Source organism: Corynebacterium antarcticum, assembly GCF_016595285.2.
GTDB lineage: Bacteria > Actinomycetota > Actinomycetes > Mycobacteriales > Mycobacteriaceae > Corynebacterium > Corynebacterium antarcticum.
This window is the reverse complement of the sequence record NZ_JAENIP020000001.1, coordinates 274,776-296,347: the sequence shown is the minus strand read 5'-3', so window position 1 is coordinate 296,347 and position 21,572 is coordinate 274,776. Positions and strand designations below refer to the sequence as shown.

19 protein-coding genes and 7 tRNA genes are annotated in these 21,572 nt (G+C 66.7%); 15 read left to right on the top strand and 11 right to left on the bottom strand.

Annotation, left to right across the window (positions count from 1 at the left end; translation table 11 throughout):
• The first annotated feature begins 19 nt into the window (after positions 1–19).
• From JIM95_RS01310 to dxs, 3 genes are all read left to right on the top strand, one after another.
• Positions 20–694 carry a DUF3159 domain-containing protein gene (locus JIM95_RS01310; protein WP_248112997.1) on the top strand — a complete coding sequence of 225 codons (675 nt, stop codon included), beginning with the start codon at positions 20–22 and terminating at the stop codon, positions 692–694.
• Between the two features lie 83 nt (positions 695–777).
• Positions 778–2,091, top strand: coding sequence for a class I SAM-dependent RNA methyltransferase (locus JIM95_RS01305; protein WP_200257262.1), 1,314 nt, complete (start codon positions 778–780; stop codon positions 2,089–2,091).
• A gap of 355 nt (positions 2,092–2,446) precedes the next feature.
• On the top strand, positions 2,447–4,429 hold the full coding sequence (gene dxs, locus JIM95_RS01300) for a 1-deoxy-D-xylulose-5-phosphate synthase (protein ID WP_200257264.1): 1,983 nt from the start codon (positions 2,447–2,449) through the stop codon (positions 4,427–4,429).
• A gap of 12 nt (positions 4,430–4,441) precedes the next feature.
• Here dxs and JIM95_RS01295 read toward each other — a convergent pair whose 3' ends face one another.
• Positions 4,442–5,647: a ribonuclease D gene (locus JIM95_RS01295; RefSeq protein ID WP_200257265.1), complete on the bottom strand. Its 1,206-nt coding sequence runs from the start codon at positions 5,645–5,647 to the stop codon at positions 4,442–4,444.
• 374 nt (positions 5,648–6,021) lie between these two features.
• On the opposite strand from JIM95_RS01295, the gene JIM95_RS01290 reads away from it, so the two are divergent.
• From JIM95_RS01290 to JIM95_RS01275, 4 genes are read left to right on the top strand one after another with little or no spacing between them, the layout of a single operon-like run.
• On the top strand, positions 6,022–7,026 hold the full coding sequence (locus tag JIM95_RS01290) for a siderophore ABC transporter substrate-binding protein (protein WP_200257266.1): 1,005 nt from the start codon (positions 6,022–6,024) through the stop codon (positions 7,024–7,026).
• 9 nt (positions 7,027–7,035) lie between these two features.
• The gene (locus tag JIM95_RS01285) at positions 7,036–7,977 is read left to right on the top strand and encodes an ABC transporter permease (protein WP_200257267.1); all 942 of its coding nucleotides are present in this window, start codon (positions 7,036–7,038) and stop codon (positions 7,975–7,977) included.
• Complete coding sequence (locus JIM95_RS01280) at positions 7,964–8,989, top strand: iron chelate uptake ABC transporter family permease subunit (protein WP_200257268.1); 1,026 nt, start codon at positions 7,964–7,966, stop codon at positions 8,987–8,989. Before JIM95_RS01285 ends, JIM95_RS01280 begins: the two co-directional genes overlap by 14 nt.
• On the top strand, positions 8,986–9,741 hold the full coding sequence (locus tag JIM95_RS01275; RefSeq protein ID WP_200257273.1) for an iron ABC transporter ATP-binding protein: 756 nt from the start codon (positions 8,986–8,988) through the stop codon (positions 9,739–9,741). The genes JIM95_RS01280 and JIM95_RS01275 overlap by 4 nt, the downstream gene beginning before the upstream one ends.
• A gap of 30 nt (positions 9,742–9,771) precedes the next feature.
• Here the strand turns inward: JIM95_RS01275 and JIM95_RS01270 are convergent, their stop codons facing one another.
• A complete protein-coding gene (locus JIM95_RS01270) occupies positions 9,772–10,410 on the bottom strand; it encodes a DUF3000 domain-containing protein (protein WP_248112806.1) in 639 nt (212 codons plus the stop codon).
• Positions 10,411–10,596: 186 nt separating this feature from the next.
• Between JIM95_RS01270 and hemQ the strand changes: the two genes are divergently transcribed.
• Positions 10,597–11,298, top strand: coding sequence for a hydrogen peroxide-dependent heme synthase (gene hemQ / locus JIM95_RS01265; protein WP_323373205.1), 702 nt, complete (start codon positions 10,597–10,599; stop codon positions 11,296–11,298).
• Positions 11,299–11,337: 39 nt separating this feature from the next.
• On the opposite strand, the gene msrB is transcribed toward hemQ, so the two are convergent.
• The 9 genes from msrB to JIM95_RS01220 all read right to left on the bottom strand — a co-directional run bounded on the left by msrB (position 11,338) and on the right by JIM95_RS01220 (position 14,542).
• Positions 11,338–11,751: a peptide-methionine (R)-S-oxide reductase MsrB gene (gene msrB / locus JIM95_RS01260; RefSeq protein WP_200257275.1), complete on the bottom strand. Its 414-nt coding sequence runs from the start codon at positions 11,749–11,751 to the stop codon at positions 11,338–11,340.
• Positions 11,748–13,061 (bottom strand): glycosyltransferase family 87 protein, encoded by a 1,314-nt coding sequence (locus tag JIM95_RS01255; RefSeq protein ID WP_248112808.1) that lies wholly within the window; start codon positions 13,059–13,061, stop codon positions 11,748–11,750. Before JIM95_RS01255 ends, msrB begins: the two co-directional genes overlap by 4 nt.
• Positions 13,062–13,091: 30 nt before the next feature.
• Entirely contained in the window at positions 13,092–13,859 is a 768-nt protein-coding gene (locus tag JIM95_RS01250; protein ID WP_200257276.1) for a pyrimidine reductase family protein, read from the bottom strand.
• A gap of 109 nt (positions 13,860–13,968) precedes the next feature.
• A tRNA-Gly gene (locus JIM95_RS01245) sits at positions 13,969–14,041 on the bottom strand.
• Positions 14,042–14,073: 32 nt separating this feature from the next.
• Positions 14,074–14,145 (bottom strand) — tRNA-Val (locus tag JIM95_RS01240).
• Between the two features lie 30 nt (positions 14,146–14,175).
• Positions 14,176–14,248 (bottom strand) — tRNA-Gly (locus JIM95_RS01235).
• 32 nt (positions 14,249–14,280) lie between these two features.
• Positions 14,281–14,352 (bottom strand) — tRNA-Val (locus JIM95_RS01230).
• Positions 14,353–14,365: 13 nt separating this feature from the next.
• Positions 14,366–14,439, bottom strand: a tRNA-Cys gene (locus JIM95_RS01225).
• Between the two features lie 30 nt (positions 14,440–14,469).
• Positions 14,470–14,542 (bottom strand) — tRNA-Gly (locus JIM95_RS01220).
• Positions 14,543–14,847: 305 nt separating this feature from the next.
• On the opposite strand from JIM95_RS01220, the gene JIM95_RS01215 reads away from it, so the two are divergent.
• The 7 genes from JIM95_RS01215 (at position 14,848) to pgsA (ending at position 21,561) form a co-directional block, all read left to right on the top strand.
• Positions 14,848–14,919 (top strand) — tRNA-Val (locus JIM95_RS01215).
• A 317-nt stretch (positions 14,920–15,236) separates the two neighbouring features.
• The gene (locus JIM95_RS01210; RefSeq protein ID WP_248702927.1) at positions 15,237–15,842 is read left to right on the top strand and encodes a copper resistance CopC family protein; all 606 of its coding nucleotides are present in this window, start codon (positions 15,237–15,239) and stop codon (positions 15,840–15,842) included.
• Between the two features lie 7 nt (positions 15,843–15,849).
• Positions 15,850–16,569 (top strand): copper chaperone PCu(A)C, encoded by a 720-nt coding sequence (locus tag JIM95_RS01205; protein ID WP_200257753.1) that lies wholly within the window; start codon positions 15,850–15,852, stop codon positions 16,567–16,569.
• A 153-nt stretch (positions 16,570–16,722) separates the two neighbouring features.
• The gene (locus tag JIM95_RS01200; protein ID WP_200257751.1) at positions 16,723–18,024 is read left to right on the top strand and encodes a Dyp-type peroxidase; all 1,302 of its coding nucleotides are present in this window, start codon (positions 16,723–16,725) and stop codon (positions 18,022–18,024) included.
• 310 nt (positions 18,025–18,334) lie between these two features.
• Positions 18,335–20,320, top strand: coding sequence for a threonine--tRNA ligase (gene thrS / locus JIM95_RS01195; RefSeq protein WP_234034570.1), 1,986 nt, complete (start codon positions 18,335–18,337; stop codon positions 20,318–20,320).
• Positions 20,292–20,918, top strand: coding sequence for an ATP adenylyltransferase (locus JIM95_RS01190; RefSeq protein ID WP_200257747.1), 627 nt, complete (start codon positions 20,292–20,294; stop codon positions 20,916–20,918). Before thrS ends, JIM95_RS01190 begins: the two co-directional genes overlap by 29 nt.
• Positions 20,911–21,561, top strand: a complete 651-nt coding sequence (pgsA, locus tag JIM95_RS01185; RefSeq protein WP_200257745.1) for a phosphatidylinositol phosphate synthase — start codon at positions 20,911–20,913, stop codon at positions 21,559–21,561. The genes JIM95_RS01190 and pgsA overlap by 8 nt, the downstream gene beginning before the upstream one ends.
• Positions 21,562–21,572 lie beyond the last annotated feature (11 nt).

The following is a 21,572-nucleotide window of genomic DNA, read 5'->3' as shown; positions in this document are numbered from 1 at the left end:
CCGCCTCGAGGGGCAGGACGTGGTGGACGGGGCCGGGACAGACGAACCCCCGGCCCCGACGCTGCTCGAGCAGATGGGTGGGCTCGGGGGGCTGGTGTCATCGACACTCCCGATTCTCGTCCTGATTCCGGTGAACAACCGGTTCGGGCTGACCTGGGCTCTCATCGCCTCGCTCATGGTCGCCACCACGATCTTCACCTGGCGGCTCGCCCGGAGGGAGAACCTCCAGCCGGCGATCTCCGGTCTGCTCGGAGTGGCGATCGGTGCGGCGTTCGCACTGTTCACCGGTGAGGCGAAGGCCTACTTCCTCTACGGCATCTGGATGTCCCTGCTCTTCGCTGTCGTATTCATCACCTCCGTGGTGGTGCGCTGGCCCATGGTCGGCGTCGCCTGGCGCGGCGTGAACGGGCACGACATGTCCTGGCGCACGATCCCCGGCGCGCGACGGGCCTACTCCTGGGCGACGATCGCCTGGTCCCTTGTGTTTCTCGCGAGATTCCTGGTGCAGAGGAATCTCTACGATGCGGATGCGACGAGCGCGCTCGCGATCGCCCGCATCGCCATGGGGTGGCCGCTCACCGGCGTCGCGGCCCTCCTGACCGTGTGGGCGGTGCGACACGCCTCGAAGGCCATCGAGTCCGCCTCGCCGGATCCCGCGGATCCCGTGGAGTCCGCGCCTTCCGAATCCGCCTGACGTCACCGCTCACGTGCCCGGGCCCCGGACACGACCGACGCTTCCCCCCAACCCTGAACCGACCCGAACCGATTGGATCTCCAGTGACCGAGAACAACTCCCCCGACAGCTCCGCCGGAGCGGAACAGAGCAGCGTCGAGGTCGGTGACCGCGTCACCGTGGGTGTCGACCGCCCGGCCCACGGCGGCGAGGGGATCGCACAACTGCCGGACGGCCGCATCGTGTTCGTCCGTGGTGGGCTCCCCGGGGACGTCCTGCGTGTGGAGATCACCAAGGTGAAGAAGCGCTTCACCGCGGCGCGGATCATTGATGTGGTCCAGTCGTCACCGCACCGTGTCGGACAGCGTTGTCCGGCTGCGGCACGGGGCGCCGGCTGCTGTGACTACGGCCATGTCGCCCCCGCGTCCGAGGACGAACTCAAACGCGCGGTGCTACTCGACCAGCTACGTCGGATCGGGCGTCTCGGGGACGACCTCCCCGCCGTCGAGAGCATTCCCCTCGAGCCCGTCACGGGTTGGCGGACGCGGGTCCGGCTCGGCGTGGACGCCACGGGACATGCGGGGACGAGAATCGCGGGCAGTCACTATCTGCTCTCGATCCCCTGCATGCAGGCGTTGCCGGGCATGCTCGACGGCATCGTCGGTCCCGGTTCCGCGCGTTTCACCCCCGGCGCCGAACTCATCGTCGCCGTCGACTCCACCGGTGCCCGGCACGTGGTCGAGTCGCGGCGGGCCGCCCGCGGACGCCGGACGGAGGCGATCCGGCGCACCCTGGAGGGAAGTGGCGTCTGCACCGAGAAGGTCGGTGAACACACCTACCATCTGCCGGCCACCGCCTTCTGGCAGGCACACGAGAAAGCCCCGGAGACATTCACCGCCACGGTCAGGTCCTGGCTCACGGGCGCCCTGGACCACGCCGCCGATGCGGAGACCGACGCCCCCGCGGCATCCGTCGGGTGGGATCTCTACGGTGGCGCCGGCCTGTTCGCTCCCGCGCTGCTCGATGTCCTGCGGGACAGCTCCGGTCGCGCCGATGCCTCGGTCATCTCCGTCGAGCAGTCGAGGATGGCCGCCGAATGCGGTCGTGCGGCGCTCGCGGAACTGCCGGTGGAATTCAGGACGGGGGAGGTAGCCGCGGAAGTACCGCAGCTTCCGGCGCCCAGCGCTGTGGTGCTCGATCCGCCGCGGATCGGTGCGGGCACGGAAACCGTGTCAGCCATCGCCGCCGCGCACCCCGCCGCGGTGATCCACGTGGGATGCGACCCCGCCACGTTCGCCCGGGACATCGCCGCCTGGTACTCGAGCGGTTACCACCTGTCCAGGCTGGCCGTCGCCGGAGCCTTCCCCGGAACCCACCACCTCGAGGCCTTCGGTCTGCTCGTCCCGGACGCCCGCTGAGGCGTCCGTTCCCCGACCTGCGCAACCGATTCCCGGGCCCGGCAGCCCTGTCCCTGATGGCAGCTGCCGACGGCCGCGGGGTAGGATTGACGGAACGATCGCACCCGGGTTGTCCCGCCGCATTCTGACGTTCACGGGCCGGACTGACTCCCGCCACCACGGCGTGGGTCCGTGCCGGATCACGTCACGAGCACCGGCGGGGACACACCGCGTCCCCTGATCGGAGGAGGCGACACGAGTGCGAACGAGTTGCCCGACGACCGCGCCGTTCCCAGCCGGACGGCACTCCCGAACAGGGGCTCCCGGCGACCCACCGGCCGAGCCCGATGAAAGAAAAGGTGTCTGACTCACGCCAATGGAGATCCTCAACCGCATCCACACTCCCGCTGACCTCCGTACTCTCAGTGATCTCGAGTTGGAGGGACTCGCGGAGGAGATTCGCGAGTTCCTCGTGGAGAAGGTCTCCGCAACCGGTGGGCACCTCGGGCCCAACCTCGGTGTCATAGAACTGACCATCGCGCTGCACCGGGTGTTCGACTCCCCGGCTGATCCGATGATCTTCGACACGAGCCACCAGTCCTACGTGCACAAGATCCTCACCGGGCGCGCGGACCGCTTCGACTCTCTGCGGCAGAAGGGTGGTTTGTCGGGTTACACCAGCCGGAGCGAGAGTGAGCACGACTGGACGGAGTCATCCCATGCCTCGGCGTCGCTGAGTTACGCCGATGGATTGGCCAAGGCCTTCGAGATCACCGGTCAGACCGATCGCACGGTTGTCGCTGTGGTCGGTGACGGGGCGCTCACCGGAGGCATGTGCTGGGAGGCTCTCAACAACATCGCGGCGGGTCACGATCGCCGCGTGGTGATCGTGGTCAACGACAACGGTCGCAGCTACTCGCCGACCATCGGTGGTCTCGCGGAGAACCTCGCGTCACTGCGGATGCAGCCCTTCTACGACCGCGTCATGGAACAGGGGAAGACCACCCTGAATTCGATGGGGTGGGTCGGCCGACGCACGTTCGAGGCGCTCCGGGCGGTCAAGGAGGGCGTCAGGCACTCCGTCATTCCCAGCGAGATGTTCCCCGAACTGGGGATGAAGTACATCGGCCCGGTCGACGGCCACGATCTGGAGAGTCTGGAGAACGCTTTCCGCTACGCCCGGGAACACCAGGGGCCGATCATCGTGCACTGCGTGACCGAGAAGGGGCGTGGATACGCCCCCGCGGAGAACAACGTGGCCGATCTGATGCACTCCACCGGAGTCATGGACCCCGCCACGGGCCGTGCCGTGGGGATCCCGGCTCCCGGTTGGACGGGGCTGTTCTCCACCGATCTGGTCGAGATAGGCGCGGAGCGCGACGACGTCGTCGCCATCACCGCGGCCATGGCCGGCCCCACGGGCCTGTCCCGGTTCGGGGAGGCGTATCCGGACCGTTTCTTCGATGTCGGTATAGCGGAGCAGCATGCGCTGACCTCGGCCGCCGGTCTGGCACTGGGCGGCCTGCATCCGGTGGTGGCGGTGTACTCCACCTTCCTCAACCGGGCGTTCGACCAGCTGCTGATGGATGTGGCCCTCCTCGGACTCCCGGTCACGCTGGTGCTCGACCGCGCCGGTGTCACAGGATCAGACGGCGCGAGCCACAACGGTGTGTGGGACATGGTGGTCACCGGGATCGTCCCCGGAATCAGGGTCGCGGCGCCCCGCGACGGTCGGCGCCTGTCCGAGCTGCTCCGCGAGGCGACGGACATCGATGACGGTCCAACCGTCGTCCGTTTCCCGAAGGGGCCGCTGCCCGATGAGCTCACTGCCTCATTCACCCTCGGCGACGGGGTCGATGTCCTCGTCTACTCGGACTGCGTCCACCCCGGTGAGGACTCAGGCGGGGCCGACGGGGAGGACCCGGAAGAGTCCGGCGCGCCCTCCGTTCTCATCGTCTCCGTCGGGGCGATGGCGCATATCGCGGTCGCAGCGGCGACGGAGCTGGGGGATCGCGGGGTCGACGTGACCGTCATCGATCCCCGGTGGGTGATCCCCGTTGCGCCGTCGGTCCTCGCACTCGCCGCCGACCATGATCTCGTCGTCACCCTCGAAGACGGGGTCATTCACGGGGGAATCGGATCCCTGATCTCCGAGGCGCTCGACGCCAGCGAGATCGACACCCCGCTCCGGCGCCTCGCCGTCCCGGAACGGTTCCTCGACCACGCCTCCCGGGGAGAGATTCTGCGGGAACTCGGACTGGACGCGGACGGTGTCGCCACGCAGGTCGACTCCTGGCTCCGCACCATCGGCTTCGGCGGCCCCCAGACGGAACCGGACGGACGGGGCGGCGACGCCTGATCCGCGGACCGCTCAGAGCAACTCGCGGGCCAGAACCGGTACGGTGAGTTCGACCTGCCAGGGGCGGGCCTCCAGCGACTCCAGGTGGTCCACCAGCTGTCCGGTCGACCGGATCAGTCCGGTCTCCACCGTGTGCCACACCACCGCCCGCAGGGTGGCGGGGGCGAGGATGTTCTCCAGCGGCACCTCGACCTCACGGGATATCTCCGACAGCGCGTCCCGGACCCGGGACAGGGTTTCCCTGACCTCCGGGTAGGAGGCCAGAGCCGACCTCCCCGGTACATGGTCGGAATCGTGTCGCGGGGGTTCAGGCCAGGAGGAACGGGGGCTTCGACGTGCCCTGTCGATGACGGACATCCACCGTGTCCGCGCCCGCTCGTCGCGCCGCGGGAAACCACTGATGGTGGCGAGGTCCCCGCTCGATCCGGGGAGTCTGCGCGCGATCTCGATCATGGTCCGCGTCTTGAGGATCCGGTGGACGGCACAGTCGCGCTGTCTCGCGATCCGGTCCCGCTCGAGCCACAGCTCCCGCACGACGGCCCGCTGCTCGGGGCGGTTCAGGCCGTTGACCCCCTTGGCTTGCGCCCAGGTCGCAGGTTTCGCGGGAGCGTTTCGTCCGTGGGTGTCCCGGATGTACCGGAACTCCTGGACGGCCCAGTCCAGTTTTCCGTCGGCATCGAGTATCTCCGCCATGGCCTCGGCGAGTTCGTTGAGCAGCTCGACGTCCAGGGCCGCGTAATCCAGCCATTCGGCGGGCAGCGGTCTCGTTGACCAGTCCTCCTGCCCGTGGCCCTTGGACAGCGTGTAGCCGAGGATGTCCTCGACCATTGCGGCCAGGTTGACGCGGTCCATTCCCGCGAGTCGGCCGGCGAGTTCGGTGTCGAAGAGATCGGCGGGGTACAGCCCGAGCCGGGCCAGACAGGGCAGATCACTGGGGGCCGCGTGGATGACCCAACCCGCGGAGTTGAGGACCGGGGCGAGTGCCTCCCGGAGTTCGGCGCGTCGCCCCTCCGGGTCGATGAGTACGGTTCCGGTGTCGCGGCGACGGAGCTGGACCAGGAAGGCCCGTTCGTCGTAGCGGTATCCGGAGGCGCGTTCGGTGTCGACGGCGATCGGGCCACGTCCCGAGGCCAACGCGTCCGCGACGCCGCTGAGTGCTGCGGCGGAGTCGATCAGGACCGGAGTTCCCCCGGTCGGCGAGATCAGCGGTACAGGCATGACACCCAAGTGTAGTGGGTGAGATGTCGTTCATGGTCCGTACAGGCAACGGTACGGCTCAACCCCCAACCTTTAATTCGTAGTTTAGGCTCAAATAAGGAAGGTGAACGTTCGGGGGTGGTTGTGACAGGTGCGGTTTCCCTCGGTGGAGAGATCAGGGGAGCCTGGGCTATCCTGGCACGGCCGTCCACAAATGGATTGATGCCACGTCGGTCGTTCGGCTGTGTTTCGCGTGTCCGACGACGGCTCTCCTCCGGTGTCCGGCAGGAACATGGGTCGCCCGTTGATACCCGACACCGGTTGAATCCGGTGCCGTCCAATGGTGTGAGGAGGGCGGCCCCTACAACGCGATCAGCTGAAGGAAAAGGAAGAACATGACAATCAGGACCCGTGTCACCGCTGCTGCTGTGGTCGCGGCATTCGCACTCGCGGGCTGCTCGTCCGCCGGCGATGACGCAGACCGGAACGCCACCACCGGATCCAGCACCACCAGCTCGGCCGCCGCGAAGGCGGACGACGGAAAGGTCGCGGCCCAGTACCCCGTCACGGTGAAGCACCGCCAGGGCGAGACCGAGATCACCGCTGAGCCGCAGAAGATCGTCGTCATGAACTACGCCGGCGTCGACTTCCTTGATGCACTCGGTTTCGGTGACCGGATCGTGGCGGTCGCCTCCGGCGGCGCGAATCCGGAAGTTCTCGAGGGGTACGAGGACAGGCAGACCATCGGCTCCTTCTTCGAACCCGACTACGAGGCGATCGCATCACTCGAACCGGACCTCATTGTCATCGGGACCCGTTCCGCCGGCACGTACGCGCAGATGTCCGAGATCGCCCCCACCATCGACATGAGTGTTGAGTTCGGTGACTTCCTCGAGTCGAACGCCGAGTCCGCCGAGATCATCGGGTCAGCCTTCGGTGCCGGGGAGAAGGCGGAGAGAAAGGGAGAGGAGATCGAGGAGAAGGCGGCCGCCTACAGGGAGAAGATCTCCGCCGCTGAGCCGACCGCCCTCGTCATCATGACCAACGGCGGTGAATTGTCGACCTTCTCGGAGGATTCACGCTTCGGCCTGGTTTTCGACCTGGGCTTCGTTCCCGCCGCAAGTCTGGAGAACGCCGGTCCCCACGGTGATCCCGTGAGCTTCGAGTTCGTCGCGGACGCCGATCCCGACTACCTCTTCGTCATCGACCGCGACGCTGCGGTCGGACGTGACGGGAGCACCGCCGAGGCCACCCTGGACAACGAACTGATCAACAACACGAAGGCCGCCAAGAACGGCAACATCGTCTACCTCGATCCGACCGATTGGTACCTGGTTCCCGGCGGGCTGCACACCGTGGACCAGATGGTCGAGTCGGTCGGAAGCGCATACAGGGGATAGCCGGCCGGGATGAGATTCAACTCAACGACCCTGCTGCTTCCCGCGGTACTGACGCTGGCGGCACTGTCCGCCGTCAGTCTGCTGGTGGGCGTCGCCGACTCCGACTGGCGGATCATGGTGGTCTCGCGGATACCGCGGACCGTCGCCATCCTGCTCTCGGGCGCGACCATCGCCGTGGCCGGGCTGCTCATGCAGCTGCTGGCGCGCAACCGGTTCGTCGAACCGTCGACGGTCGGTACGACGGAGTCCGCGGCACTCGGCCTGCTCCTGGTCAGCCTCTTCTTCCCGGCCGCGCCCATCGGGTGGAAGATGGCGGCGGCGTCGTTGACCGCTCTCGCCGGAACCACCCTCTTCCTCGGGGCCATCCGGCGGATACCGAACCCCGGCCTGTTCACCGTCCCGCTGGTGGGCATCATGCTCGGCAGTGTCATCGGGGCGGTGGCCACCTTCATCGCCTACAACTACGGGCTGCTCCAGTCCCTCGGCTCCTGGCAGTTGGGTAGCTACGCGGGCGTGCTCCGGGGCCGCTACGAACTGCTGTGGATCATCGGGATCCTGGTGATCGTCAGCTACGTGGCAGCCGACCGATTCACGATCCTCGGTCTCGGCCACTCCTACGCCGTCAACGCCGGCATCAACGCCCGCGCAGTGGAGACGTTCGGCCTGGCCGTCGTCGCCGTCGTTTCCGCGGTGACGGTCACCGTCGTCGGTGCGATCCCGTTCCTCGGGCTCGTCGTCCCGAACCTGGTGAGTGCCGTGATGGGGGACAACACCAGGCGTTCGCTTCCCTGGGTCGCCCTGATCGGCGCGATGATGTGCATGGTCTGCGACATCCTCGGCCGGATGATCCGTTTCCCCTACGAGATGCCCGTAGGCACCGTCATGGGTGTCATCGGAGCCGCCATCTTCCTGGCGATCCTTTACCGGAGGAACTCCCGTGTCCGCTGCTGAAACCGCGAGCCCCGACTCCCTCGCCGAGGCCAGACGCGTCCGGCGCCGCAGGGCCGACAGATTCCGCGCACTCCTCGTCACCGTACTGGTCCTGCTGTCCGTGCTCGGGGTCGTCTTCTTCCTGACCTGGGAGCTTCCCTCTGCGTGGAAGTTCGCGCTCAAACTGCGTGTCTCCACCGTCGCCGGTCTCGTGATCGTCGGCGTTGCGATCGGGGCGTCGACGGTGGTGTTCCAGACGATCACCGCGAACAGAATCCTGACACCCGCGCTGATGGGCTTCGACAGCCTCTACCTGCTCATCCAGACGATCATCGTCTACTGGCTCGGATCGCTGTACTTCTCGACGGTGCCGTCGGCCGTGCTGTTCCTCGTCAACACTGTCATCATGGTGGGGTTCTCGCTCCTGTTGTTCGGGACGGTGTTCGCCGGCGGCCGGACCTCGATCGACCTGCTCCTACTCATCGGGATCGTGGTCGGCGTGTTCTTCCGCTCGCTGTCCGCGCTGCTGCAGCGCATGCTGGATCCGGGCGAGTACCAGGTCCTGCAGGACGTGTTCTTCGCGACGTTCTCGGTGGTCGACAAGAACCTGCTGCCCTGGGCGGGGTTGGTGACCCTCGTGTGCGTCGGGATCTTCCTGCGTCGCCGCAGGCAACTGGATGTGCTCCTCCTCGGGCGGGACACCGCGGTCTCCCTGGGGGTGAACCACCGTCGTGAGGTGATCACGGCCCTCGTGCTGTGCTCCGTGCTGGTCAGTGTCTCCACGTCGCTCGTCGGTCCGGTGACCTTCTTCGGGCTTCTCGTCGCCAACCTCGCCTACCTGCTGGTCCGGAGCGACCGGCACGGGTGGACGATTCCCGTGGCATCCGCGCTGGGCGTCGTGTTCCTCGTCGTCGGCCAGTGGGTGCTCGGCCGACTCTTCTCCTTCGACACCTCACTGTCGGTGATCATCGAGTTCGCCGGCGGACTGCTGTTCCTCTACCTGCTGCTGTCAAAGAAAGGCCTGGGCCGTTGATCCGGATTTCCGGTGTGACCAAGACATACGACTCCGAGAAGGTCGTCGACGACGTCAGCGTGGACATCCCCGCCGGCGGAGTGACCAGTGTCATCGGTCCCAACGGCGCCGGCAAGTCGACCCTGCTGGGGATAATCAGCCGGCTGATCCAGTCCGACGGTGGATCGGTGAGCGTCGACGGACACGATGTGTCGACCACTCCGTCGAAGAAGCTCGCCCGGATCCTCTCCGTCCTCCGTCAGGACAACCGGGTCGCCGTACGACTGACCGTGCGGGAACTCGTCGCCTTCGGTCGCTTCCCGCACAGCGCCGGGCGGCTGACACGGGAGGATGAGGAAGCGATCGACCGGGCGATGGCGTACCTGGAACTCGAGGAGTTCTCGGAGCGCAACCTCGATGAACTGTCCGGTGGTCAGCGGCAGCGCGCCTTCGTCGCGATGGTGCTCGCCCAGGAGACCGACTACATCCTGCTCGACGAGCCCCTGAACAACCTCGACATCAAGCACTCGCTCGCGATGATGAAGCTGCTCCGCCGGACTGCGGAGGACCTGGGGCGCACCGTCGTCGTGGTGATCCACGACATCAACTTCGCGGCCGCGTACTCGGACCGGATTCTCGCCATGAAGAACGGCCGGCTGGTGCACAGCTGCACGCCCGCCGAGCTGATGACCACGGAGAATCTGGCCTCCCTCTATGACGTCGATCTGACTGTCACGGAGGTGGCCGGCCGGCCGGTGGCCGTCTACTTCTGAGCCGGGGAAACGCCGCTCAGGACCGGGTTGTCACCGGGACGTTCCGCGGAGATTGGCGAGCGGGATGACCCCCTCCGGCGGTAGGCCGGCGACATGGCCGAGCAACTCGCCGAAAGCGGTGACGTGGCCGGAGAGATCGTCGTCGACGGCCGTCCACGAGGCCCGCATCTCCACCTGGAAGGCGCGGGGTGGGCCGCCGATGTCCCCGAACCGCACCGAGGCGGTCGAGGTGACCGTACCGCCGAGGTTCGTGTACGCGGCACCTGAATGGCCCAGTGACTCTTTCAGCCAGTCCCAGGCGACGTCGGGGAGAAGGGGATCAGCCGCGACGGAGTCATCCATGTCCGCCTGGATGTAGGCGACGAGCCGCATCCGGCCCTCCCACGTCTCCTCGGCACCGGGATCATGGAGAAGGATGAGCCGACCGAATGCATCGCCCTCGCTGTCCGTCGCGACACCGTCCCCGTCAGTGGGGCGTTCGACCTCGAGACCGACAGCATGGCTGTACGGGGCGAGCCGCTGCGGTGGACGGATCGTTCCCAGTGTCACCTCGGGGCGGAGCCGTGCGCGGTGCATCGACTCGACAGCCTCATTGAACAGCTGCGGTGCGTCGGTGTCGGCCGATGTCCCGGCGGCCGCGGGATGCTTGGGGGCTTCGGATTCGGTCACGGGTCCAAACCTAACCCCGGCCCGCGCGATGAGCGGGGAGGCGCGCCGACCGGGGTGGTGGCGGCCGTGGACGGACATCCAACTTATGATGGAGGACAGCAGTCGCCGACGGGACACACCCGCGGGCGGCGTCTCCCGGAGGTCCCGTGACGGGGGCCACCCCACCATGAAAGGAGCCCGAACACTGTGGCCCAGCGCAAGGATTTCGAGAAACTCAACTCGATGCAGCAGTACTCCCAGTTCGCCACCTTCCGGATCATTCCCGGGGCACTCGGCGACGACCGGGAGCAGGCGGTCGCCGATACCAGAGAGTTCTTCCGCGGGCTCGCGGACGGTCCCGTGACGGTCCGGGGAATCTACGACATCTCCGGCCTCCGCGCGGAGGCCGACGTGATGATCTGGTGGCACGCCGAGGAGATCGAGGACATCCAGCGGGCGTACAACGACTTCCGCCGCACCACGACACTCGGTCGGTGCTCCGAGCCGTTCTGGACCGGCACCGCGCTGCACCGCCCCGCTGAATTCAACAAGTCCCATCTCCCGAGCTTCATCATGGGGGAGGAGCCGGGGCGCTGGATCTCGGTCTACCCTTTCGTCCGTTCCTACGACTGGTACCTGCTCGACGACGCCGAGCGCCGGAAGATCCTCGTCGAGCACGGCATGGCCGCCCGGGACTTCCCGGACGTACGGGCGAACACGGTGCCCGCGTTCTCCCTCGGAGACTACGAGTGGATCCTCGCGTTCGAGGCCCCCGAGATGCACCGCATCGTCGACCTGATGTACCGGATGCGCTACACCGAGGCGCGTCGGCATGTCCGCGAGGAGATCCCGTTCTTCTCCGGCCGTCGCGTCGATGACGTCGAGGAGATCATCTCGGTCCTCCCGTGACCGTGAACTGAACCGGACGGGCGACTGTTCTGCACGGTGCTAGGTGACGGGCATCTCCTCGAGGGTGAGGCAGATGGAGTTGATGCAGTAGCGCTGGTCCGTGGGGGTGTCGTAGCCCTCGCCGGTGAACACGTGTCCGAGATGTGACCCGCAGGCCGCGCAGAGAACCTCGACGCGGGGCCGCCCGGGCAGCGACGTGTCCCGACGTTCGATGACGCGGTCCTCGGCCAACGGGGAGAAGAACGCGGGCCAGCCGCAGTGTGCCGCGAACTTCTCCGTGGAACGGAACAGCTCCGTTCCACACGCGCGGCAGGAGTACACGCCCTCGGTGAACGTGTCGGTGTACTCACCGGTGTGGGGTGCCTCGGTTCCGGCACGCCTGAGTACACGGAACTCCTCGGCGCTCAGTCGCCGGCGCCACTCGTCGTCACCGATCAGTCTGAAGTTGGTCATCGTCGTCCTTCCGGTTGCGGGTCTGGGTTGGGGTGGTCGGTCTCCCGGGACGGGGACGGGGGCTCTGAGGCGGTGGCCGCGACGCCCTTGCGCTCCTGCCACCACCAGACCATCGCGGAGACGGTGATCGTCAGAACGATCAGTGCCCAGCCCACCGTGGGCTTGAGATAGTGCATCGCCCGGCCGAGATCGAGCCATTCGTCGGAGAACCACACGTCGGCGGAGAGGAAACAGTAGACGGCGATCCAGGCGACGGGGGAGTGCATCGCGGAGCGTCGGAGCAGTACCGTGAACAGCAGGGGGAACAGGAGCATCGAGTAGTACATCTGCCCGAGGGAGGAGAGCAGGAACACGCCCGCGAGCAGCAGCCCGCTCGTGGTGCTCACCCAGAGCAGGGGATCGGTGTACCGCCAGCGCAGGAGAACGATCACCCCCGCCACGACCACTGCGGCGAAGAAGGCGAACCAGAACTTCTCCTGCCACCACGGCATGCCGTAGTAGGTGGCGATGCCGGGCAGGGAGCTGTTGGCGTAGTCGCGAACCTCGCCCAGGTAGGGCATGGTCCGGGTGACGTAGTCGCCGGCACCGGGGACGATGGGCCAGGCGACGGCGTTCACGACGACGGGGACCAGCACGCCGGTGCAGACGGTGCGCCAGTTGAGTTTCACGAAGGGGAGGAAGAGCAGAGGAGCGAAGATCGGTTTGATGAGGATCGCGAGACCGATGAGGATTCCCGCCGCCCACCGCCGATCGTGGAGCAGGCAGTGGAGGTATCCGGCGAGGGCGAGGAGGAGGATGCCGTTGATGTTCGAGAACACCAGGGTGTTCCGGACCGCCTCGGTGAGGAACGCGAAGCACACCGCCGAAGGGAACACGGCCGAGGACAGGGCGTAGCCGAACATCCGGGTCAGTATGCCGAGACCCGCCACTATCGCGGCCGCGTTGAGGCAGATGAACCACATCCGGGCGGAATCGAAGTCCGTCAGCAGACCCAGTGGCGACAGCGCGAGCGTGGCACCCGGGGAGTAGAGATAGTGGGGATCAACGTGGTGGTAGGTCTCGTTGTAGATCGGCACACCGTCGTGGAAACGGCGCAGGGCGTAGTAGACCGTGGAGAAATCGTCGGTCACCGACCCGTTGACCGAGAGAACCAGGACGCGGTGGACGATCAGCATGAGCGACAGGGGCCAGAGCACCATTCTCGCCACGCGGTCGAAATCGGTGGTCCTGGGCGTCGGCGGCGCCGGGACAACCCGGGGGCCGGGCGAGGTCCAGAGCGTGGTCAAACGGGAGCTGGTCAGGTCGGTCACCGCCCCACCATACCGCGGAAAGTTCCCTGATCAGGGAGTGAGGTCGGTGTGTTTCCGGCTGTACCGGAGAAAAACACACCCGTCGGACGTCGCCTGAATTCCACTGAGGCTCAGGGGGTGTCGTTCCGGGGTTTCGCCTGGTCCGGAATCGGGGTTGACGATCAATGGTGGATGCGCGGGCAGGGTGAGACTGGGGTCGATGGTGATGTGGTGCACGTCGATCAACCCGGCCCGCACCAGCTGGCCGAGCAGGTGCGCTCCACCCTCGCAGACGATTCTCCGGTATCCGAGCCGCCGGAGGCGTCGGACGATCTCGGCGGGTGCACCGCTTCCCGTCGACACGATCCGCCCACCGGCGGCGGCGACCGCCTTCCGCGCGTCGGACAACGCCCGGTCCCCGCACGCGGACTCCGGTGCGAGAACGATCGGGTCCACCTCGGTGTCGTGGAACAGGCGGGAATCCGGCGGCAGATTGAAGGATCGGGTGACGACCGCGATCGGTGGCACCGGCGCCCGACCGTCGGATACCCGCCCGGCCCGGGTGTCGGAGGTGACCGAGGCGCCCCCGTAGTTCTCGGCACGGACGGTCTCCGCGCCGACGAGGACGACGTCGCTCCAGGCTCGTAGGGCGCGGAGCAGGGCCGCGTCGGTGGAGTTGCCCAGCGGCCCGGATGTCCCGGTCACCGCGGTCGCCCCGGTCAGCGTGATGGCGGACACGGCCCGGATCTGTCCGTGTCCGACCGGCTCAACCGGGCCGACCAGGACCTCCGGCGGGATCGTGCGGGGAAAGTCGCTCATGAGGTGCGAGGGTAGTCGGCCCGGCCGGTGTCCTGAAAGAGAGAGGGACGGGGTGGGGGACGACATGGAAAAGCGGCCCGACGATGAACGCCGGGCCGCTGTGGGGGAGAGCGGATGACGAGACTCGAACTCGCGACCCTCACCTTGGCAAGGTGATGCGCTACCAACTGCGCTACATCCGCACGCACTGTTTTAGGGAGCTGTGCTACTCCGGTGCGCGATACTGGGATCGAACCAGTGACCTCTTCCGTGTCAGGGAAGCGCTCTCCCGCTGAGCTAAACGCGCGGGAAGGGAGACCGTGAACGGTATCCCCGGAGCGGATGACGAGACTCGAACTCGCGACCCTCACCTTGGCAAGGTGATGCGCTACCAACTGCGCTACATCCGCACGCACTGTTTTAGGGAGCTGTGCTACTCCGGTGCGCGATACTGGGATCGAACCAGTGACCTCTTCCGTGTCAGGGAAGCGCTCTCCCGCTGAGCTAAACGCGCAGGACTGTGAAACTGGAGGTGGAAACGGGAATCGAACCCGTGTGCACGGTTTTGCAGACCGTTGCCTCACCACTCGGCCATTCCACCGTGGCTGTGCAGGTACGAAAACCATACCAGAGCGGATGACGAGACTCGAACTCGCGACCCTCACCTTGGCAAGGTGATGCGCTACCAACTGCGCTACATCCGCATCGCAACAATATGTGGGTCCGTGGACCCGATGTGGTGCGAGACCAAACTCTAGCCCTATTCGGGACCGGGGCACAAATCGGCTGCTGGGGTGCGCCTGGCCGGCGCCCCCGGAGTCGTCTCCCGGTGCCCCGTGGCCGGGGTTCTCCCGGCACGGGTCCTCCACTCCGCGGAGGATCGGGTCCGGTATCCACCGTGGGGTGCGTGATCGGGAGAGTTACAGGTGCACCGGCGGGTCACCAGCGGATTAGGTGGGAGTACGGTGACCGTGTTAACTTACTGGGCGGACGAGATGCACTCGCCCGAGGTCCCATGGCTCAGTGGAAGAGCGTTCCGTTCACACCGGAAAGGTCGCTGGTTCGATCCCAGCTGGGACCACGTTATCGGCCCGGACACCGCAAGGTGTCCGGGCCTTCGTGTGTTCGTGCTGATGGCAGGCTTCCCCCGTCATCCGTTCCTCCGCACACGCGGCGTACCATGGGGGATGACGGAGATCCGCCGCCGTGGCCACCGCGAAAGGCCACCGGGCCGCGGAGGCCACGGTGTGGTGGAGATGCTGAGGTGGATTCCCGTTTCCGGGAACTTTTCCGGGTCCGTGGCCGACTACTGTGGGAGGCTCTCACGGGACGGGAACCCCACGGTGTCCCACGCTTCCGGCCGGGGTAGGCCGCCATCCGACGATCATGGAGTTGATTGTGACCCGACATTACGGACATCGGCACCGCAGACGTGCGGCTCTGGTCGTGACTGCGCTGTGTACCCCCGTCGTGGTGTTCGGGTGCCAGTCAGGACTGGGTCCGTCCTGGTCCGGGGGTGTCGCGGTCGCGCATGACGTTGTCCTGGACTCCACGCCTGCCGACGGTGCCACGGTCGATGAGTTCCCCCGCGAGATCGTCCTCGAGTTCTCGGGGATTCCCCGGGACAGCTTCAACACAGTTGCGGTGAGTGACACCGACACCTCCACCGTCCTGTTCAGCGATGAACCTGCGCTGGACAACCAGGTCGTCTCGGTCACAGTGCCTGACGACATCCATCCTGGGCCGGGGCATTACACGGTCGGTTTCCAGATCACGTCCTCCGACGGTCACGCCACCCGGGGACGGACCACCTTCACAGTGTCGGACGGTGCGGCGTCCCCCTCGGAGCCGTCCGGTTCATCACCGGCAACCAGTTCGGGGGATTCCACTGACCGGTCAGGTTCAGCGGAGTCCCCGTCACCAGTTCCAGCCGTCGCCGTCGGTGGCGGTCTGCTCCTGCTTCTTCTCATGGTCGCAGGCATGATCATCAAAAAGAGAAAGTGAGTCCCACATGACCACCCGTACACTCAGCCGTATCTCCATCGCCACCCTCGCCGTTGCGGCGTTCGCGCTCGCCGGCTGCTCGGATTCCACCAAGGACTCCGTCGATGACGCGGCATCCGCTGTCACCTCGGCGGCCGCCGAGGCCGGTGACGACGCCAAGGATGCAGCCAAGGACGCGGGCGACAAGGTGAAGGAGGGGGCCGAGGACGCCAAGGATGCAGCCAAGGACGCGGGCGACAAGGTGAAGGAGGGGGCCGAGGACGCCAGGGACGCCGCCGAGGGAACACTCACGGCGGAGACCGTCCACCTCCACGACGGTTTCGTGAAGGCCATGCCCGCCGGCGCCGGTATGACCGCGATCTTCGGCATGCTGGAGAACCACACGGATCACGAGATCAACCTGACCGGGTTCACCACGTCGCTCGGTAAGTCCGACTACGAGATCCATGAGGTGGTCGACGGAAAGATGCAGGAGAAGAAGGGCGGCATCACCATCAAGGCCGGCGGTAAGCACGTCCTCGAACCCGGTGCCGACCACCTGATGATCCTGAATTACGACGGGGCAGTCGAGGCAGGTTCGACCGTCGACGTCACCCTGGAGTTCTCCGATGGGTCGAAGGTCGTCGTCAAGGATGTGCCGGTTCGTGCCATCGCGGCAGGAGAAGAGGAGTACGGATCGGACTCCGCACACGGTGACCACGACATGCATCACGACAACGACAAGTGAGTCCGCTCCGGTGCGGGGCCACGGTCCGCCGAAGGCGGAGCCGTGGCCTTCGGCCGGGACGATGATCCGGCATTCGACGCGCAGGGTGTCGGGCCCACCAGACCACCAGTTCCAACCCGCAACCGTTCCACTCTGAAAGACCGGCGATATCTCATGCCTCACGAGAGCAGATCCTGTTCCGTCCCGCACTCACTGTCCCGCCGCGGTTTTCTGGCGGGGCTGTCCGCGGGTGCCGCCGGGGCCGGGCTCGCCGCCTGTGCCTCGGGCGCCGCGCGCGATCTGGAACCGGGGGTCGAGGTGCCCGGCGACCGCGAAGGGGAGGCCTCAAGGCTCGGGAGTGAGAAGGTCCCGTTCGGCGGCGAACACCAGGCCGGCATAGCGACCCCGTTCCAGGCCCACCTCAACCTCGTGGCCTTCAGCTTCCGGGGGGAGGCGGACAGGGGGGCGGCCCGCCGGCTCATGCGGCTGTGGACGGAGGACGCGCGCAGATTGTGCGAGGGCAGGGCACCGCTCGGCGACCTTGAACCGGAGATGGTCGACGCCCCCGCCAATCTCACCGTCACCTGTGGTTTCGGGGCCACCTTCTTCGACATTATCGGACGCGCCGACGCCCGGCCGGAATGGCTGGGACCGCTTCCGGCGTTCTCCCGCGACAGGCTCGATGACCGGTGGGGAGGGGCCGATGTGGTGCTCCAGTTGTGCTCTGACGATCCCGTCACGTTGTCCCACGCCACCCGCCACATGATCAGGGCCGGTGTCGACTACGTCTCGGTGCGCTGGTTCCAGCAGGGATTCCTCAATTCCGACGGAACCCGCCCGGACAACGCGACACCACGGAATCTGTTCGGTCAGAAGGACGGTACGGTCAATCCGCGGACACGGGAGGAGTTCGACGACATCGTCTGGATCGACGAGGGGCCCGACTGGCTCCGCGGCGGTACCGCTCTCGTCGTCCGTCGTGTCGCTATGGACCTCGATGAGTGGGAGATGCTCGACCGCACGTCACGGGAGGTCGTCATGGGGCGGACCCTGGACAGCGGGGCGCCGTTGACGGGCGAGCGGGAGTTCGACACGCCCGACTTCGAGGCGACCGACTCCTACGGTCTACCGGTGATCGATCCGGCGAGCCACGTCGCCCGCTCCACGAATCCGAAGGACGCGCCGCACCAGAAGATCCGGAGGCGTGCCTTCAACTACGACCTTCCTCCGGAACCGGAGAGCGGACAGACGTCGAACGCGGGACTCATCTTCATCTGTTTCCAGAAGAATCCCCTCGATCAGTTCGTCCCGATCCAGCGCCGGCTGGACGAGAAGGACAGGCTCAATCAGTGGATCACCCACATCGGTTCGGCGGTGTTCGCCTGCCCGCCCGGGGTGGCGGATGAGGAACGTGGAACAGCCCGGAACGACACCGGACGCGACGCCTACTGGGGAGCCACGCTGCTCGAGGATTGATCGGGCGGGCTAAGATGATGGCTGACAGTTCGGCCGGTCCGGTCCAACCGCCGTGACGCATCGCGCATCCCGGAGGTGAATCGGGTCGGCGTCGGTCCACCTGACGCCCTGGCGCGGGGACCGTTCGCACGCGGTGTACGCCGTTGCCGGACGGGACTGTCCCACCACCGTGAACGGGAGCCGGCCAGGTATGCCGGTCCCGCCGAGCGCAAGAAGGAGCGCGACCAGCATCGTGTGCACGACAGATAATTCTCAACCCGGATCCCACCCGTCATTCCGAGTTCCCGCTGGCACCGCCGTCGGTGCGGCGATGCGGGAACTGGAGCTCCCGAACAAGGGTGAGGGCGCGATCGTCTGTGTCGCGGACGCGGACGGGACCCTGTTCGACCTCTCGCACGTTCCCGACGCGGATTCCGCATTCTTCCCCGTCCCCGCGAACACCGAGGCCGGACGGTCGGTCATCCGGCACTCCTGCGCCCACGTTCTCGCCCAGGCGGTCCAGGCCGAGTTCCCCGGAACGAAGCTCGGGATCGGTCCCGCCATCGACGGTGGTTTCTACTACGACTTCGATGCCGCGGAACCGTTCACCCCGGAGGATCTCCGCACGCTGGAGAAGCGGATGAAGAAGATCATCAAGTCGGGGCAGAAGTTCGAGCGCCGGGTCTACCCGAGCCTCGACGCCGCGCGCGAGGAGCTCGCCGGTGAACCCTACAAACTCGAGTTGATCCAGGACAAGGGTTCCGTGGACCCCGATTCGGATGAGGCGACGGAGGTCGGTGCGGGCGAGCTGACCGGCTACTACAACGTCAACCCACGCACCGGGGAACCCGAGTGGTATGACCTCTGTCGTGGGCCCCACGTCCCGACGACGCGGTACATCCCGGCCTTCGCCCTGACCCGCAGCTCCGCGGCCTACTGGCGCGGCGACCAGCGCAACGCCGGTCTCCAGCGGATCTACGGGACGGCCTGGGAGACCAAGGAGGCCCTCGAGGAGTACCAGACGATGCTCGCCGAGGCGGAGAAGCGCGACCACCGGCGTCTGGGCACCGAGCTCGACCTGTTCAGTTTCCCCGACGAGATCGGATCCGGATTCCCGGTGTTCCACCCGAACGGCGGCATCGTCCGCCTGGAGATGGAGGAGCACTCCCGCAGGCGGCACATCAACGGCGGCTACAGCTTCGTCAACACGCCGCACCTGACCAAGGGCGAGCTCTTCGCGAAGTCCGGTCACCTCGACTTCTACGCCGACGGCATGTTCCCGCCGATGCAGCTCGACGGCGAGACGGACACCGACGGCAACGTGACCAGGCAGGCGCAGGACTACTACGCCAAGCCCATGAACTGCCCGATGCACAACCTGATCTTCGCGTCCCGCGGGCGGAGCTACCGCGAACTGCCGTTGCGCCTGTTCGAGTTCGGAACCGTCTACCGCTACGAGAAGTCAGGCGTGATCCACGGACTCACCCGCGCCCGGGGATTCACCCAGGACGACGCCCACATCTACTGCACCGACGATCAGCTCGAGACCGAATTGACGACGGTCCTGGAGTTCGTCATCTCGCTGCTCCGGGACTACGGTCTCGACGACTTCTACCTGGAGCTGTCGACCCGTGACGACGAGAAGAGCGTCGGATCCGACGAGATCTGGGAGCGATCCACCGCGATTCTCGAGCGGGTCGCGCACAACTCGGGGCTGGAGCTCGTCCCGGACCCGGGCGGGGCCGCGTTCTACGGGCCGAAGATCTCCGTCCAGGCGAAGGACGCCATCGGGAGGACCTGGCAGATGTCGACCGTGCAGCTCGACTTCAACCTGCCCGAAAGGTTCAACCTCGAGTACACGGCCTCCGACGGGACGAAGAAGCGCCCGATCATGATCCACCGGGCCCTGTTCGGCTCGATCGAGCGGTTCTTCGGTGTTCTCCTCGAGCACTACGCCGGTGCGTTCCCCGCATGGCTCGCACCGCACCAGGTGGTCGGCATCCCCGTCGCCGATGACTTCGCGCCGCACCTCGAGTCGGTCTGCGAGCGGCTCCGTCGCGCAGGCATCCGCGCGGAGGTCGACACCTCCGACGACAGGATGCAGAAGAAGATCCGCAACCACACCACCGGCAAGGTCCCCTTCATGCTCCTCGCCGGAGCCCGGGATGTCGAAGCAGGGGCGGTGAGTTTCCGGTTCCTGGACGGCAGCCAGGTCAACGGGGTCCCGATCGACGAGGCGGTCGAACTGATCACCGCCTGGGTGCGGGACCGGATCAACGATCAGCCGAATGAGGATCACCTTGCGGAACGCCGCTGACGACGGAGGGCTGCCCGAAGGGGCCGTGGTCGACCGGGGCGCAGGGGTTCCCGACCGCCTCGTCCGGCTCTGGGCGCCGTACCGGATGAGTTACATCGCCGATTCCGGTGCGGAGGGCCGGCCGGATGGCGGTGGCTCCACCGACCGGAGAGATCCCTTCCTGAGGATTCCCGAGCTCGACGATGAGGAGGGACTCATCGTCGCCCGGGGTGAGTCGGTCTACTGCGTCCTCAATCTGTACCCGTACAACTCCGGGCACATGATGGTCGTCCCCTACCGCAAGGTGGCGAACCTCGAGGACCTCACCGCCGAGGAGTCCGGAGAGTTGATGGCGTTCGCACAGATTGCGGTGCGGGCCGTGAAATCGGTGTCGAACCCGGACGCCATCAACGTCGGCCTGAATCTCGGTAAGGCCTCCGGAGGCTCCGTCGGGGATCATCTGCACCTGCACATCGTCCCACGGTGGGCCGGCGACGCCAGCTTCATGACGGTCATCAGCGGCACCAAGGTGCTGCCGCAGCTGCTGCGTGACACCAGGAAGCTGCTGGCGGATGCGTGGGTGGCACTGGAGAACACATCGGGAGAGACGAATGCTTAGTGCACGAGGCCGGCGTCCGGCGGCGGTTGTGGTGGAACCCGTCGCGCGGGCGATGCTCAGGCTGGGGCTGTCCCCGAACACCATCACGGTGGCGTCGGCGTCGCTGACGATCGCCCTCGCCGTGACCCTCATTCCCACTGGGCACCTGTTCGCCGCGGCTGTGCTGACCGGTCTGTTCTCCGCGTTCGACATGATCGACGGGACGATGGCCCGGATGCGTGGCGGCGGTACGAAGTACGGCGCCACCCTGGACGCCACATGCGACCGGATCACCGACGGCGCGCTGTTCGGGGCGATCACCTGGTGGCTCATCTACACACACCGGGCCGCGGCGCCCGTGGTCGTCGCCGCGCTGATCGTTCTGGTGGGCTCCCAGGTCATCTCCTACGTGAAGGCCCGCGGCGAAGCCTCGGGGCTCAAGATCGTCGGTGGGCTCATCGAACGCCCGGAACGGCTTATACTCGGTCTCCTCGGGATCGGGCTCACCGGTCTGGGGGTACCGTGGGCCATCGAGATCGCCCTGTCCGCCCTCGCGGTGGGCACGGTCCTCACCGTCATCCAGCGACTCAGATTCGCGGCACGGTCACAGGGCGCCTCGGAGCGAACCGCTCCACCGGCCGGCGCCCGAAGCTACAAAACCTAGGAGACACCTGT

Coding starts and splice junctions, on each gene's coding strand:
- dxs (WP_200257264.1), top strand. CDS start 2,447: ATGGAGATCCTCAACCGCATCCACACTCCCGCTGACCTCCGTACTCTC.
- JIM95_RS01295 (WP_200257265.1), bottom strand. CDS start 5,647: ATGCCTGTACCGCTGATCTCGCCGACCGGGGGAACTCCGGTCCTGATC.
- JIM95_RS01290 (WP_200257266.1), top strand. CDS start 6,022: ATGACAATCAGGACCCGTGTCACCGCTGCTGCTGTGGTCGCGGCATTC.
- JIM95_RS01285 (WP_200257267.1), top strand. CDS start 7,036: ATGAGATTCAACTCAACGACCCTGCTGCTTCCCGCGGTACTGACGCTG.
- msrB (WP_200257275.1), bottom strand. CDS start 11,751: ATGACCAACTTCAGACTGATCGGTGACGACGAGTGGCGCCGGCGACTG.
- JIM95_RS01250 (WP_200257276.1), bottom strand. CDS start 13,859: ATGAGCGACTTTCCCCGCACGATCCCGCCGGAGGTCCTGGTCGGCCCG.
- JIM95_RS01205 (WP_200257753.1), top strand. CDS start 15,850: ATGACCACCCGTACACTCAGCCGTATCTCCATCGCCACCCTCGCCGTT.
- JIM95_RS01200 (WP_200257751.1), top strand. CDS start 16,723: ATGCCTCACGAGAGCAGATCCTGTTCCGTCCCGCACTCACTGTCCCGC.
- thrS (WP_234034570.1), top strand. CDS start 18,335: ATGCGGGAACTGGAGCTCCCGAACAAGGGTGAGGGCGCGATCGTCTGT.
- JIM95_RS01190 (WP_200257747.1), top strand. CDS start 20,292: ATGAGGATCACCTTGCGGAACGCCGCTGACGACGGAGGGCTGCCCGAA.
- pgsA (WP_200257745.1), top strand. CDS start 20,911: ATGCTTAGTGCACGAGGCCGGCGTCCGGCGGCGGTTGTGGTGGAACCC.